The sequence below is a fragment of the Terrabacter lapilli genome (genome assembly GCF_039531305.1).
In the GTDB taxonomy this organism is placed as follows: domain Bacteria; phylum Actinomycetota; class Actinomycetes; order Actinomycetales; family Dermatophilaceae; genus Terrabacter; species Terrabacter lapilli.
Genome location: NZ_BAAAPU010000003.1, coordinates 178225 through 192550, shown reverse-complemented (window position 1 = coordinate 192550; position 14326 = coordinate 178225). Strand labels below are relative to the sequence as shown.

General features: G+C 72.2%; 13 protein-coding genes. 6 read left to right on the top strand and 7 right to left on the bottom strand.

The window, feature by feature from the left end; translation table 11 throughout:
- Positions 1 to 42 precede the first annotated feature (42 nt).
- On the top strand, positions 43 to 219 hold the full coding sequence (locus tag ABD241_RS02250) for a DUF6104 family protein (RefSeq protein ID WP_142184561.1): 177 nt from the start codon (positions 43 to 45) through the stop codon (positions 217 to 219).
- 4 nt (positions 220 to 223) lie between these two features.
- Complete coding sequence (locus ABD241_RS02245; protein ID WP_344058011.1) at positions 224 to 1054, top strand: GDSL-type esterase/lipase family protein; 831 nt, start codon at positions 224 to 226, stop codon at positions 1052 to 1054.
- Here the strand turns inward: ABD241_RS02245 and ABD241_RS02240 are convergent.
- Positions 1047 to 1520 (bottom strand): hypothetical protein, encoded by a 474-nt coding sequence (locus ABD241_RS02240; RefSeq protein WP_344058009.1) that lies wholly within the window; start codon positions 1518 to 1520, stop codon positions 1047 to 1049. The genes ABD241_RS02245 and ABD241_RS02240 overlap by 8 nt on opposite strands.
- 345 nt (positions 1521 to 1865) lie before the next feature.
- On the opposite strand from ABD241_RS02240, the gene ABD241_RS02235 reads away from it, so the two are divergent.
- Positions 1866 to 2114: a WhiB family transcriptional regulator gene (locus tag ABD241_RS02235; RefSeq protein ID WP_030194844.1), complete on the top strand. Its 249-nt coding sequence runs from the start codon at positions 1866 to 1868 to the stop codon at positions 2112 to 2114.
- Positions 2115 to 2208: 94 nt separating this feature from the next.
- Here the strand turns inward: ABD241_RS02235 and ABD241_RS02230 are convergent, their stop codons facing one another.
- Both ABD241_RS02230 and ABD241_RS02225 read right to left on the bottom strand, forming a co-directional pair.
- The gene (locus tag ABD241_RS02230; RefSeq protein ID WP_344058007.1) at positions 2209 to 3696 is read right to left on the bottom strand and encodes a sensor histidine kinase; all 1488 of its coding nucleotides are present in this window, start codon (positions 3694 to 3696) and stop codon (positions 2209 to 2211) included.
- Positions 3697 to 3843: 147 nt separating this feature from the next.
- Entirely contained in the window at positions 3844 to 9126 is a 5283-nt protein-coding gene (locus ABD241_RS02225) for an NAD-glutamate dehydrogenase (RefSeq protein ID WP_344058005.1), read from the bottom strand.
- A 152-nt stretch (positions 9127 to 9278) separates the two neighbouring features.
- On the opposite strand from ABD241_RS02225, the gene ABD241_RS02220 reads away from it, so the two are divergent.
- The 3 genes from ABD241_RS02220 (at position 9279) to ABD241_RS02210 (ending at position 10649) form a co-directional block, all read left to right on the top strand.
- A complete protein-coding gene (locus ABD241_RS02220; protein ID WP_344058003.1) occupies positions 9279 to 9557 on the top strand; it encodes a hypothetical protein in 279 nt (92 codons plus the stop codon).
- Positions 9554 to 10069: a hypothetical protein gene (locus tag ABD241_RS02215; RefSeq protein ID WP_344058001.1), complete on the top strand. Its 516-nt coding sequence runs from the start codon at positions 9554 to 9556 to the stop codon at positions 10067 to 10069. The genes ABD241_RS02220 and ABD241_RS02215 overlap by 4 nt, the downstream gene beginning before the upstream one ends.
- A gap of 82 nt (positions 10070 to 10151) precedes the next feature.
- Positions 10152 to 10649 (top strand): DUF2505 domain-containing protein, encoded by a 498-nt coding sequence (locus ABD241_RS02210; RefSeq protein WP_344057999.1) that lies wholly within the window; start codon positions 10152 to 10154, stop codon positions 10647 to 10649.
- Positions 10650 to 10726: 77 nt separating this feature from the next.
- Here the strand turns inward: ABD241_RS02210 and pruA are convergent, their stop codons facing one another.
- The 4 genes from pruA to ABD241_RS02190 all read right to left on the bottom strand — a co-directional run bounded on the left by pruA (position 10727) and on the right by ABD241_RS02190 (position 14326).
- Entirely contained in the window at positions 10727 to 12355 is a 1629-nt protein-coding gene (pruA, locus tag ABD241_RS02205) for an L-glutamate gamma-semialdehyde dehydrogenase (RefSeq protein ID WP_344057997.1), read from the bottom strand.
- Positions 12356 to 12536: 181 nt separating this feature from the next.
- The gene (locus ABD241_RS02200; RefSeq protein WP_344057995.1) at positions 12537 to 12935 is read right to left on the bottom strand and encodes a DUF4870 domain-containing protein; all 399 of its coding nucleotides are present in this window, start codon (positions 12933 to 12935) and stop codon (positions 12537 to 12539) included.
- A 104-nt stretch (positions 12936 to 13039) separates the two neighbouring features.
- On the bottom strand, positions 13040 to 13753 hold the full coding sequence (locus ABD241_RS02195) for an SGNH/GDSL hydrolase family protein (RefSeq protein WP_344057993.1): 714 nt from the start codon (positions 13751 to 13753) through the stop codon (positions 13040 to 13042).
- Positions 13754 to 13813: 60 nt separating this feature from the next.
- Complete coding sequence (locus ABD241_RS02190) at positions 13814 to 14326, bottom strand: NUDIX hydrolase (RefSeq protein ID WP_344057991.1); 513 nt, start codon at positions 14324 to 14326, stop codon at positions 13814 to 13816.

Genomic DNA, 14326 nt, shown 5'->3' with positions numbered 1-14326 from the left:
GGCCTCCGACGGGGCCGCACCGGCACGCGATAACCTCCCATCGTGTACTTCACCGACAGGGGCATCGAGGAGCTGGCGGCTCGGCGCGGCGAGGAGGAGGTCACCTTCGAGTGGCTCGCCGAGCAGCTGCGCACGTTCGTCGACCTCAACCCCGAATTCGAGGTGCCCGTCGAGCGACTCGCGACGTGGCTGGCCCGGCTGGACGACGACGAGGACTGAGCACGTGAGCGACCGCACCGACACCGGCGGGATCCCCGCCGACGCCCCTCGAGAGTCGATCGGGGTGGGCCCGGCCTACCCCTCGTCACACACCCAGTTCACCAGTGACGCCCCGGGGCGGTATGCCGCCGCGCCCGCCCCCGAGGCCGCCGCCCCTGACGCGTCTGCCGAGGGGTCGGGTGGCTCGACGACGGCGGACGAGCCGTACTACGCACCGAGCGCCGAGCAGACCGTGGCCGACGGGGTCCGCGACGTCGGCATGATCTTCGTCGGGGCCTCGCTGACCGCCGGCTACGGCGACCCCAAGGGCCTGGGCTGGGTCGGTCGCGTCGTGGCGCGCACGCAGCACCCGGACCTCGACCTGACCGCCTACAACCTGGGCGTCCGCGGCAACACCTCCGGCGACGTCGTCGCGCGCTGGGGCGCCGAGTGCCACCCGCGCTGGAAGGGCCGCACGGAGCGCCGCCTCGTGCTCAACGTGGGCATCAACGACGTCGTCACCGGCATGACGATGGCCCGGTCCCGGCTCAACCTCGCCAACGTGCTCGACGAGGCGACCAATGCGGGCATCGGGGTCTTCGTCGTGGGGCTGACGCCCACGCTCGACGACGACCTGAACCGCAGGATCGAGGCGCTCGCCGAGGCCCAGGCCGACGTCTGCTCGCGCCGTGGGATCACCTACGTCGACTGCTTCCGCCCCCTCGTGACGCACGACCAGTGGATGGCAGACCTCGCCGCAAGTCCCGACCGGGCTCACCCGGGACAGGCCGGCTACGGCCTCATCGCCTGGCTCGTGCTCCACAACGGCTGGAACGACTGGCTCTCGCTCAGCTGAGCCCGTCGCGCCCGCGGCCGCCGTCCCGGCTGTCGTCGGCGCGTGCTCCCGGTCCGGACGCGGACTCGCCGCCGCCGCTCGTGTCCCGTCGTGCCGGTGCGGCCAGGGCGGCCACGATGCTGGCCAGGGCCACGACTGCGACGGCCAGGCCGACCGGTGTCCGGTCGGACTGGTGGAGCGACCAGGCGACCGGCAGGAGCAGCACGTTCCACAGCAGCGTCGGGGTGCGCGCCCAGTCGGCGGCCCGGCTCCAGCCCCGCGCCAGGGCGAGCAGCCCGAGCCCGAAGACCAGGATGAGGAGGCCCGAGGTGGCCGCGCGGGTCAGGTCGTCTGTGGCCCCGGTCACCATCTCGTAGGCGTAGAAGAGGGCGAAACCGAGGACGACGAGTGCCTCCAGGAGGGTGAGCAGGCCTGCGGCGCGGTGCGATCCGCGAACCTCTCGGGTGGCGGGCGTCGGTTCGGTCACGCCGCCAGCCTAGCGAGCCGTGCCGGCAGCACGTCGTGGGCGGGACCCTGTGGCCCGCCGATGCGCCCTGGAGTCTGGAACTGAGGGCCGATCGCCGATAGAGTAGGCCCTTGGTGTGATCGGCGCCCACGCGTTGAACAGGGAGATGGGCACTGCGCGCACCGGGTCATGGACCACAACGCGTACGGAACATCTTCGTGCGCGTTTCCGTTGGTCAGGGGGGATCCCCGCACGACGACACCATGACAGGCTCCGACAACGACGCTGGCGCCCGATCACCATGCACCGCGACCGACACCCGGGCGTCGGTGCCGAACACGACATACATGAAGGAGCACGATCCACATGGATTGGCGCGACCGCGCTGCCTGCTTGGAGGCCGACCCGGAGCTGTTCTTCCCCATCGGGAACACCGGACCGGCCATCCTGCAGATCGAGGAGGCGAAGGCCGTGTGCCGGACCTGCCCCGTCATCGACACCTGCCTCAAGTGGGCCCTGGAGACCGGCCAGGACGCCGGCGTGTGGGGAGGCCTCTCCGAGGACGAGCGCCGAGCCCTCAAGCGCCGCAACGCGCGGGCCCGCCGCGCCGGCTGAGACCGGCCCTCCGGGGCCTGCACGACCTCGTCCGCGAGCCCGGTGACCGCACGGTCGCCGGGCTTTTGGCTGCCCGCGTATGCCGTCCCGCCCGTCAGGTGATGGGGCGCAGTCTCGCGGTGAAGCGGGCTCGCGTCCCGTGCGGCGCGACCCCCTCCCAGCTGATCCGGCCCTGCAGGTCCGCGACGAGCGACTGGACGATCTGCGTGCCGAGGCCCGAGCCCGGGCGGCGGGCCGGGTCGATGCCCTTGCCGTCGTCCTCGACGCAGACCGCCAGCACCGGCTGCCCGCGGTCGTCGGCGAGACGCTCGATGTCGATGCGGACCTCTCCCCCGGTGTCACCGAGCCCGTGCTCGATGGCGTTCTGGACGAGCTCGCTGAGGATCATCGCGAGCGAGGTGGCGTCCTCCGCGCGGAGGCGCCCGAACGAGCCGTTGGTGACCGTGCGGACCGGGGCACCGTTGGCAGAGACCTCGACCACGGCGCCCAGGCCGCGCTGGGCTATGGGGTCGAAGTCGACGGTCTCGTCGAAGCCCTGGCTGAGCTGGTCGTGCACCATCGCGATGGTCCCCACGCGGCGTTCGGCCTCGGCGAGCGCCGCCCGCGCCTCACCCTCGGGCAGGCGCCGGGCCTGCAGCCGCAGCAGCGCGGCGACGGACTGCAGGTTGTTCTTGACGCGGTGGTGGATCTCGCGGATCGTCGCGTCCTTGGTCAGCAGCTCGCGCTCGCGCCGGCGCAGCTCGCCGACGTCGCGCATGAGCACGATGGCGCCGAACCGCTGCCCGGCCTCCGTCAACGGGATGGCCCGCATGGACACCGTCGTGCCGCCGGCGACGACCTCGGTCCGCCAGGGCTGGCGACCGGTCACGACGAGGGGCAGCCCCTCGTCGACGGGGTGGGACTCGCGCACGTTGTCGGTGACGATCTGGGCGAGGCTCGCGCCGACCACCTCGCCGAGGTGCCCGAGGCGGTGCAGGGCGGACACGGCGTTCGGGCTGGCGTAGGTCACGATCCCGTCGACGTCGAGGCGGATGACGCCGTCGCCGACTCGGGGAGCTCCCCGCCGGAGCCCGGTCGGGGCGCCGCTGTGCGGGAACTCGCCCCCGGTCACCATCCGGCACAGCGCGTCGGCGGTGGCGAGGTAGGTCAGCTCGAGGCGGCTCGGCGTACGGGTGGTCCAGAGGTTGGTGTGACGGGTCATGACCCCGACGACATGGCCCCCACGGACGACCGGGATGTACTCCTCCCGCACCGACTGGTCGGGGCCCTGCTCGTGCGTCACCACCACGTGGCGGACGCGGAGGATGCGCTGCTCCTCGGCGGCCTCGTACAGCAGGTCGCGGGTGCGGCCCGCCTCGGCGACCCGCCCCACCTGGTCCTCGACGAAGACGAGCTGGCCGGTCGTCGGCCGCACGTGGGCCACGGCTTCCCACCGGTCGCTCGTCGACCGCACCCACAGCACGAGGTCGGCGAAGGAGAGGTCGGCCACGAGCTGCCAGTCCCCGACGAGCAGCTGCAGCCACTCGATGTCGTGGTCGGGCAGCGTCGTGCGCCCGCGCAGGAGCTCGCTCAGGGTTGCCACGCCCTCGAGCCTAGTGAGGGCGTGCTCGCCCTCGGGCGAGCGCCCCGTCCAACCCGCCGGGGAGCGGAGGCGACGGGGCGCTCGGTCGTGTGCTCTCGGACGCCAGCTCGACCGGTACGGAGCGCCCGACCGAGATCCGGGTGGAGGTCAGCCGCGCGACTCGGCGGCGATCCGGGCCGCCGACCGGCGCGCGGTCTGCTTGGCCGCCTGGGCCTCGCCCTCCGCGCCCTCGTGTCCGGTCGGCACCTCGTCCTCGGCGTCGATCGGTGCTTCGGCCGATTCCGAGGACGGCTGCACCGGCTTGCCGCCGGCCGCCGTCGTCGTCGCCTTGCCCGTCGCCTTGCCCGTGGCCCTGCCCGTGGCCTTGGCCGTGGCCTTGGCCGTGGCCCTGCCCGTGGCCTTGGCCGTCGTCCTGGTCGTCGGCGTCCGGCCCGCGCTCTTGCGCGGCCGCGTCGCGCCGGTGACGGCACCGTTGGGGCTGGCCTCGAGCTCCACGGCGACCGGCTGGCCCGAGGACGCCGGCTTCGTCACCGTGCGCAGGGTGCGCAGGGCCACCGACAGCGCCGCGATCCCGGCGTGGCTCATCCGCTCGATGCCACCGAGCGCGCTGCGGGCGCGGCCGAGGGCGTCGGAGTTGAGGTCGGACCACTCGGCGAGGCGGGCGGCGGCGCCGTGACGGCGGTTGCTCACCTCCAGCACCGAGCGCGTCAGGGTCTCGAGGACGGCGTAGAGGTCGTCGCGCAGCGCGCCGCGGGCCATGGCGTCCCAGCGGTCGTCGCGCGGCAGGGCCGTGACCCGCCCCAGCATGGCGTCGATCGAGAACGTGTCGGACGTCAGGAAGTAGACGCGCACGACGTCCTCGAGCTTCTCGCCCGTGTCCTCGGCGATCTCGATGCAGTCGAGCAGCGAGTAGAGGTCGAGCAGCGAGGCCGCGACGGTCGCCAGCTCCTCGGGCACTCCCTTGCCCTGCAGCTGCTGGATGCGTCGCTCCAGGCGGGTGCGCTCGCTGCCCTGCAGCAGCTCGGGGACCCGGTCGGCGAAGGCCCGGATGCCGGGCCGGAACCGCGCCACCTCGGCGGCGATGTCGAGGGACGCCGGGCGCGACGAGAGGAACCAGCGCACCGACCGGTCGACGAGCCGGCGGAACTCGAGGTAGAGCGCCGTCTGGGCCCCGGTGCTCACGAGGTTGTCGGTGGCCTCGACGCGTCGCACGAACCCGGCGAGGTCGAAGACCTCGCGGCAGACGACGTACGCGCGGGCGACCTGCTCCGGCGTGGCGCCGGTCTCCTCGCCGGCCCGGTAGGCGAACGTGATGCCGCCGCGGTTGACCATCGAGTTGGCGACGGCGTTGGTGACGATCTCGCGGCGCAACGGGTGGGCCGCGATCTGCTCGGCGTACTTGCCGCGCAGCGGCTTGGGGAAGTACTCGGCGAGGGTCGTCTCGAACCACGGGTCGTCGGGCAGCGACGTCGCGATGAGCTGGCTCTTGAGGTAGAGCTTCGCGTAGGCGACCAGCACGGAGAACTCCGGCGAGGAGAGCCCGAGGCCGGACTTCTGACGGCGCGCGATCTCCGAGTCGCTCGGCAGGAACTCGAGCGCCCGGTCCAGGTCGCCGTGGGCCTCGAGGAACTGGATGAGCCGCTCGTGGACCCCGAGCATCTCGTGCTGCTGCGCGCGGGCGTTGCCGAGCAGGACGTTCTGCTCGTAGTTGTCGCGCAGCACCTGCTCGGCGACCTCGTCGGTCATCGACGCGAGCAGCTTGTTGCGGCGCTTCGTCGTCAGCTCGCCCGAGCGGGTCAGCTCGGTGAGCAGGATCTTGATGTTGACCTCGTGGTCGGAGGTGTCGACGCCGGCGCTGTTGTCGATCGCGTCGGTGTTGATGCGCACGCCGGCCAGCGCCGCCTCGATGCGACCGAGCTGGCTGGCGCCGAGGTTGCCGCCCTCGCCGACCACCTTGCAGCGCAGGTCGCTGCCGTTGACGCGGATGGCGTCGTTGGCGCGGTCCCCGATCTCGGAGTTGGTCTCGGCGGTCGCCTTGACGTAGGTGCCGATGCCGCCGTTCCACAGCAGGTCCACCGGTGCGAGCAGGATCGCCTTCATCAGCTCGGCCGGGGTCATGCTCTTGGTGCCGTGGCGCAGCCCCAGGGCGGCCACCATCTGGGGGCTCACCGGCACCGACTTGGCCGAGCGCGGGAAGATGCCGCCGCCCTTGCTGATCAGCGTCTCGTCGTAGTCGGCCCACGACGAGCCGGGCAGGTCGAACATCCTCCGGCGCTCCGCGTACGACGTCGCGGCGTCGGGGTCGGGGTCGACGAAGATGTGCCGGTGGTCGAAGGCGGCGACCAGGCGGATGTGCTCCGACAGGAGCATGCCGTTGCCGAAGACGTCGCCGCTCATGTCACCGACGCCCACGACGGTGAACTCCTGGGACTGGGTGTCGACACCGAGCTCGCGGAAGTGGCGCTTGACCGACTCCCAGGCGCCGCGGGCGGTGATGCCCATGCCCTTGTGGTCGTAGCCGGCCGACCCGCCGGAGGCGAAGGCGTCGTCGAGCCAGAAGCCGTAGTCGGCCGAGAGCCCGTTGGCGATGTCGGAGAACTTGGCGGTGCCCTTGTCGGCCGCGACGACGAGGTAGGTGTCGTCCTCGTCGTGACGCACCACGCGGTGCGGGGGCACGGCCTCCCCCGACACGAGGTTGTCGGTGAGGTCGAGCAGCCCGGAGATGAAGAGCTTGTAGGACGCGATGCCCTCGTCCATCCAGGCCGCACGGTCGACGGCCGGGTCGGGCAGCTGCTTGGCGTAGAAGCCGCCCTTGCTGCCCGTGGGGACGATGACGGCGTTCTTGACCATCTGCGCCTTGACGAGGCCCAGGATCTCCGTGCGGAAGTCCTCGCGCCGGTCGGACCAGCGCAGGCCGCCGCGGGCGACCTTGCCGAACCGCAGGTGCACGCCCTCGACGCGGGGGCTGTAGACCCAGATCTCGTACATCGGCCGCGGCGCGGGCAGGTCGGGGACCATCTTCGGGTTGAGCTTGAGCGAGACGTACGGCTTGTCGTGGCCGTTGGCGTCGGGCTGGTAGAAGTTGGTGCGCAGGCTCGCCTCGATGACGCCCAGCAGGGCTCGGACGATGCGGTCGTGGTCGAGGCTGGCCACGTCGTCGAGCGCCTCGGTGAGGCGGGTGACGATGCGCTTCTCACGCGCCGCACGCTTGTCGCGGCCCGCCTCGGTCTCGGGGAAGGCGTCGGGGTCGAAGCGGGCCTCGAAGAGCTCGACCAGGCTGCGGGCGATGCCGGTGTTGGCCACCAGCGCCGACTCGACGTAGTCCTGCGAGAAGGTCGACCCCGTCTGGCGGAGGTACTTGGCCACGGTGCGCAGGATCACGACCTGGCGCCAGGTGAGGCCGGCGGCGAGCACGAGCGCGTTGAAGCCGTCGGACTCGGCGCGGCCGTCCCACACGGCCCGGAACGCGTCCTCGAAACGCCTGCGCACGTCGTCTGCGGTGGCGGCGTCACCCGAGCCCCAGGCCCTCGCGTCGGCGCACAGGCCGAAGTCGAAGATGTGCAGCGTGCGGCCCACCGGCCCGCGCACCTCGTAGGGGCGCTCGTCGGTGACCTCGACGCCGAGGTGCGTGAAGAGCGGGAGCACCTGGGTCAGCGAGAGGTCGGCCCGCCGGTAGAGCTTGAAGCGGCGCTCCCGCGGGTTGTCGGAGGCAGGGTCGTCGTAGAGGTGCAGGCCGGTGGTGCGGTCGCCCTCGCCGAGCGCGTCGATGCGGTCGAGGTCGTCGACGGCCGTCGCGACGTCGAAGTCCTCCTTGTACGCCTCGGGAAGAGCCTTGGCGTAGGCGGCCATGGTCCTCGCGGCGCCCTCGAGGCCGCGTGCCTCGCTGAGCGCCTCGGCGAGGTCCTCGTCCCAGGTGCGGGTCGCGTCGATGACGCGCCTCTCGAGCGCCACCTCGTCGACGTCGGGGATGTCGGTGCCGGACGGCATACGGACGACGAAGTGCAGCCGGGCGAGCGTGGACTCGCTGACGCGCGTCGTGTTGTCGATGTTCTCGCCGCCGAACGCCTCGAGCAGGATCGCCTCGATGCGCAGGCGGACCGTCGTGTTGTAGCGGTCGCGCGGGAGGTAGACGAGGCAGGAGACAAACCGGCCGAACTCGTCCCGGCGCAGGAAGAGCTTGGTCTTGCGGCGCTCCTGCAGGTGCAGCACGCTCGTCGCGATCTCGGCGAGCTGGGCGGCCGAGGTCTGGAAGAGCTCGTCGCGGGGGTAGGTCTCGAGGATCTGGAGGATGTCCTTGCCGGAGTGGCTGTCGGCCGAGAGGCCGGTCAGGCGCAGCACCTCCTGGGCCCGCACGTCGAGCAGCGGGATGTCGTGGATCGTGTCGTTGTACGCGGCCGAGGCGTAGAGCCCGAGGAAGCGCTGCTCGCCGACGCACTCGCCGCGGGCGTCGAACCTCTTGATCGAGATGTAGTCGAGGTAGACGTCGCGGTGCACGGTGGCGCGCGAGTTGGCCTTGGTGATGATGAGGATGCTCGAGTCCCGGGCGGCGCGGCTCGCGGCCGGCGTGAGCACGAGGCCCTTGCCCGCCGACGGCCGGTCGTAGCGCAGCAGGCCGAGGCCGGTGCCGGGCACCTGGCGCGAGACGTCCTTGCCGTTCTCGCGCTTCAGGGAGTACTCGCGGTAGCCGAGGAAGGTGAAGTTGTTGTGGGCCAGCCACTCGAGGAACCGGGCCGCCTCGCGGGCGTGGTACGGGTCGGTGCCGGGAGGCGTCGCCGAGCGCAGCTCGCTCGCGATCGTCAGGGCGTGCGCGCGCATCTTGGGCCAGTCCTCGACGGAGTCGCGGACGTTCTCGAGGACGTGGCGCAGCCGCGCCTCGACCTCGGGCAGGGCGTCGCCGGGCAGGCGGTCGATCTCGAGGTGCATCCACGACTCGCGCACGAGGCCGACGGTGCTCGACTGGACGGTCGTGGAGCCGTCGGTGACGACGGACTTCAGCTCACCGGTGACGGTTCGCGACACCACCATCTGCGGGTGGACGATCAGGTGCACGCCGCGGTCGAAGCCGCCGAGCGCGCCCACGACCGAGTCGACGAGGAACGGCATGTCGTCCACGACGATCTGCACGACGGTGTGCGTCGTCGACCAGCCGGGGTCGTCGGCCGTCGGGTTGAAGACGCGCACGTTGAAGGTGCCGAGCTGGCGCTGCTGCGCGAACGCCCGGTGCTCCGTGGCGATGGTCGCGAGCTCGCGCGCCGGGCGCGCCAGCAGGTCCTCCGTGGCGACGAGCCGGTAGTACGCGCGGAGGTACTCCTCGACGTCGGCGGTGGTGGTCCCCCCGGATCGACCCCGCCCCCGTCGTGGGGCAGGTGCCACTGCGTCGGCAGCGGCCTTGATGACGTCGATCCGAGACTGTTCGAGTGACGCTGACATGCGGTTGTCGGATTCCTCACCGTGCGGCCCGTGCGGCGGCACCTCGTCGTGCCGCGCATCTCACCATGTGAGCCTATCCCCGTCGGCTCCGGGCTCGACCACCCGGTGGAGAACTCGCCGGTACGGCTCCCCGCACTCCCTAGAGTGGTGCCATGGACGACGGGATCCGGGGGCCGGGCGCCGCGGATCCCGCGACGCTGCGGGCGCTCGCGGCGGGCCGCTCGACCGCCCGGAGCCTCTCCGCGGAGCTGCTGACCCACCTGCCCGACCTCGGCGACCTGCCGACCCAGCGCGCCCTCGACACGTGGGTCGAGCAGGCCGCGGACACGCTCGCGGCGCTGTCCGAGGCGCTCGAGGAGCGCCTGCTCGACCTCGGCGCCGTCCCGGGCCCGACCGACCAGGTCGGGCGTACGGGGGTGCAGCGACCATGACCGTCGCACCTCCGGGCGACCCCGGCTCGACCTCCGCCCTGGGCGGCGCCCTGCGCACCCAGGCGGGCCGCCTCGCCGACCTGGTCGTCGACCTCGAGGCGGCCGCCCGACGCGGGGCCCGGACGCCCCGGCCGGGTCATGACGACCCCGCCGTCGACCCGACACGACACGAGCGCGACCTCCTCACGCGCGCCGCCACCGAGCTCGACCGCGTCGGCGGCCTGCTGCAGTCGTGGACCACCACGGCCGTCGAGGCCGCCGCCCGGATGCGCGCGCTCGAGCCGGCCCTGGCCCGCTTCGACCTCGTCGTCGACGGCCGGCTCGTCGTCGAGCGCGCGGGACCGAGCCGGGTGGAGCCGGCCGAGCGGCTCGCCGAGCGCGAGCGCCTCCAGGAGCTGCTCAACCGGGTGACCGCCGTCCGGTCGCGGGAGCTCGCGCGGCTGCGCCGCGAGCTGGAGCAGTCCGGCACGACGCTCGCTGCCCTGTCCGCCCGCGCCCGGTCGGGCACCTGACGGCCGGGTCGAGCGGGACCCTGGCACACGGCATACCTCCTCGGCAGGAAGCGGGAGGAACGCGTGCAATAGCGTGTCCGCCATGAAGATCTCCGAGACGATGACGTATGCCGCGCCCCCGACGACCGTCTACGCCATGATCACCGACCCGGCCTTCCAGGAGCGCAAGTGCATCGAGGCCGGCGCCAAGAAGCACGAGGTGGCGGTCACCCCGGCAGGCGAGGGGGCGCGCGTCGTCACGAGGCGTGACCTGCCCGCCGACGGCCTGCCCGACTTCGCGAAGTCGATCGTCGGCCCGACCCTCTCGGTGACCGAGACGTACGAGTGGGGGGCAGCTGCCGCCGACGGCGCGCGCTCCGGCACGCTCACCGTCGAGGTGGCCGGCGCTCCGGTGGCCATGCGCTCCAAGATCCAGCTGGCGCCGACGTCCGGGGGCACCCAGATCAGCGTCGAGGGCGATCTCAAGGCCTCGATCCCCCTCTTCGGGAGCAAGGTGGAGAAGGCAGCCGCCCCCGCCGTCGTCGACGCCATCCGCGCCGAGCGGCGCACCGGCACCGAGTGGATCGCCGAGCACGCCTGACCCGAGCCGCACACGACGAACGGGCCCGACTCCACTGGGAGTCGGGCCCGTTCGCTCTTCTGCGCTGTGCCGGCAGGTCAGCCCATGTGCGGGTAGGTGTGGTCGGTCGGCGGGACGAAGGTCTCCTTGATCGAGCGGACGCTCGTCCAGCGCAGCAGGTTCTGCGCGGCGCCGGCCTTGTCGTTGGTGCCCGAGGCCCGGCCGCCGCCGAACGGCTGCTGCCCGACGACCGCACCGGTCGGCTTGTCGTTGACGTAGAAGTTGCCGGCCGCGAAGCGCAGGCGCTTGGTGGCGTCGGCGATGGCGCGGCGGTCCTGGGCGATGATCGAGCCGGTCAGGCCGTAGGGTGCGAAGCGCTCCATCTGGTCGAGCACCGTGTCGTAGTCGCCGTCCTCGAAGACGTGCACCGACAGGATCGGGCCGAAGTACTCGGTGCGGAAGGACTCGTCGCCCGCGTCCTTGACCTCGAGGACCGTCGGGCGCACGAAGTACCCGACGGAGTCGTCGTAGGTGCCGCCGGCCAGGACCTCGATGCCGCCGGTGGCGTGGGCGCGGTCGATCGCGTCCTTGTGCTTGGCGAAGGCGCGCTCGTCGATGACGGCGCCCATGAAGTTGGACAGGTCGGTGACGTCGCCCTGCGTCAGGCCGTTGGTGATGTCGACGAGGTCGTCCTTGATCTGTCGCCACACCGAGGCCGGGACGTAGGCACGCGAGGCGGCCGAGCACTTCTGGCCCTGGAACTCGAAGGCGCCGCGGATCATGGCGGTGCGCAGCACGGCCGGGTCGGCGCTCGGGTGCGCGAGGATGAAGTCCTTGCCGCCGGTCTCGCCGACGAGGCGCGGGTAGGTGCGGTAGCGGTCGAGGTTGGCGCCGACCTGCTGCCACAGGTGCTTGAACGTCGGGGTCGAGCCGGTGAAGTGGATGCCGGCGAGGTCCTCGTCGGCCAGGGCCGCCTTGCTCACCTCGATGCCGTCGCCGGTCACGAGGTTGATGACGCCGGGCGGCATGCCGGCCTCCTCGAGCAGCTCCATCGTCAGCTGGGCGGCGAGCTGCTGGGTGGGGCTCGGCTTCCAGACGACGGTGTTGCCCATGAGCGCGGGGGCCGTCGGCAGGTTGCCGGCGATGGCGGTGAAGTTGAAGGGGGTGATCGCGTAGACGAAGCCCTCGAGCGAGCGGTAGTCGGAGCGGTTCCAGACGCCCTTGGCGTTGAGTGGCGGCTGCTGCTCGAGGATCTGGCGGGCGAAGTGCACGTTGATGCGCCAGAAGTCGATCAGCTCGCACGCCGCGTCGATCTCGGCCTGGTAGGCCGTCTTGCTCTGTCCCAGCATCGTCGCCGCGTTGAGCCGGGCGCGCCAGGGACCGGAGAGCAGCTCGGCCGCCTTGAGCAGGATCGCGGCGCGGTCGTCGAACGAGAGCTCGCGCCACATCGGGGCGGCTGCCTTGGCCGCGTCGACCGCGGCCTGCCCCTCCGCCGCCGTCGCGTTGCGCAGCGTGCCGAGCACCTTGGCGTGCGCGTGCGGCTGGCGCACGGCGATCTCGGGGCCGGACCCGGTGACGCGCTTGCCGTCGATCGTGTGCGGCAGCTCGCGCCGGCTCGAGCCGAGCTCGACGAGGGCGGCCTCGAGCGCGGCTCGCTCGGGCGAGCCCGGTGCGTAGTCGAGCACCGGCTCGTTGGCCGGTGCGGGCACGTGGGTCACGGCGTCCATCAAGTTCTCCTGCGGTTCGGCACGGTGGGTCGGCCCGGTCGGCTCGGTCGGCGCCCGACGGGCGATGGGGTGGTCCGCCTCGTGGGCGGACCACCCCATCGTTCCATGCCTCCACACCTGCCCGCGGCTGCCCGCGGCCGCCCGGTGCTGCCGGCCGGCGGCGGCCGCTGGGGCCCCCGCGTCAGTGCAGGACCGGGATGCTCCAGGGGTAGCGGAAGGACTCACCGCGGTTGGCTGCCATGGCGGCCCGGATGTGGAACCACAGGCCGGCCACCACGGCGACGATCCACACGATGATGGCGAGCGGGATGAGCAGCACCGTGAAGAACATGACCCAGCCGACGATGATCGCGGCCCACACGGCGAGGTTGAAGTTGAAGGAGCCGGCCGCCGCCTGTCGCACGAAGGCGCTGCGGTCCTTGTAGATCGCCCAGATGACGAGTGGGCCGACGAAGCTGAGCCAGCCGGCCGAGATGACCGCGGCGATGATGGCGGCGAGGTGGCCGAGGATCGCCCAGGTGCGCTCCTCGCCGGACGGGGTGAGCGACTGGCCGTACGGGTTCGGGATGGGGTGCGTCATGACTCCATCGTCACCCCTGAAGACGCGATCGTGCTGCTGGGGAGTGCCCTGACCTGTCCCTGAGTCGACCCTGAGCCGGGTGCACCGTCGTGGCCCCGTGCGTGTCAGGCGTTGGCGCCGACCCCGTCGTCGACGACGAGCGAGCACACGGCGCTGTCCGGGTCGAGGACGCCGAGCGCAGCCAGCAGTGTGAGCGTCATCTGGTGGTGCCCGCGGGCGCCCGGGTGGAAGGCGTCGTCGAGCCAGCCGGACGGCGCGACCTCGGCGCCGGCCTCGGCCGCGGCGGCCTGCCAGGCGGCCGCGTGGTCGACGAGCAGCACCCCCAGGTCGTCGGCGACCTCGCGCACCGCCTGCGCATAGAGCGCCAGCAGTCGCGGGTTGCGCTGTCCCTCGTCCAGGACGGGCGGCGGGGTCTGGAGCACCACCGTGGCCCCCACGTCGCGCGAGCGCTGGACCACCTGGTCGAGGCGGTAGCGGAAGCCGCGCACGCCGTCCTCGCCCGCGACCATGTCGTTGGTGCCGAATAGCACGAACACGACGTCAGGAGCGAACCGCCCTGCACGCCAGTGGAACTCAGGCAGGAGGTCTTCGGTGGTCGCGCCGGAGACCCCCGAGTTCACGACGGCGTCGCCACGCCGACCGAGCTCACCGCGTACGCGCTCGGTGAAGTGCTCGACGTAGCCGCGGTGGCCGTGCGTGTGCTTCACCCCCTGCGTGATGCTGTCGCCGAGGAAGACCCAGGTGACGGGCGGCCCCGACAGGATCTCGCGGAGGCGGTCGGCGTCGCGGCGCGCGTACTCGTCGGCGGTGAAGTCCATTCCCGCAAGGTAACAAGGGATCCGGCGACGTCGGCCCGATCCGACCACCACGTAAGACGCTCAGCCGTGTGCCCACGAGCGGATCGTGGACGACCAGACGGCGACGCTGTCGGGAACGAGGCTCTCGGGCTCCTCATCGAGCCGACGGACCAGCTCCTCCACGGTCACCCACACGCCCCACGACACCTCCTCCGGCTGCCACCGGATGGGGCCGCCCCACGTCGTGACGAACCGCACCGCCAGGTAGTCGGTGTGCTCGTCGGCGTAGTGAGCCGTCCCGAACGGCTCGAGCGGGACACCGGCCACGCCGAGCTCCTCCTCGACCTCCCGGACGGCGCCGACCGCAGGGTCCTCCCCCGCGAGCACCACACCGCCGGCGGCGAAGTCGAGCAGGCCGGGGTAGACGTCCTTGGTCGTCGTGCGCCGGTGCAGGTAGATGCGCCCCGTCGGGTCGCGGACCATCACCGACGAGGCCGCGTGGCGCAGGTTGCGCGCCCGCACCACCGAGCGGGGCGCCGATCCGACCACCTGGCCGCTCTCGCCGTAGAGGGCGACCACCTCGTCGTCGGCCAC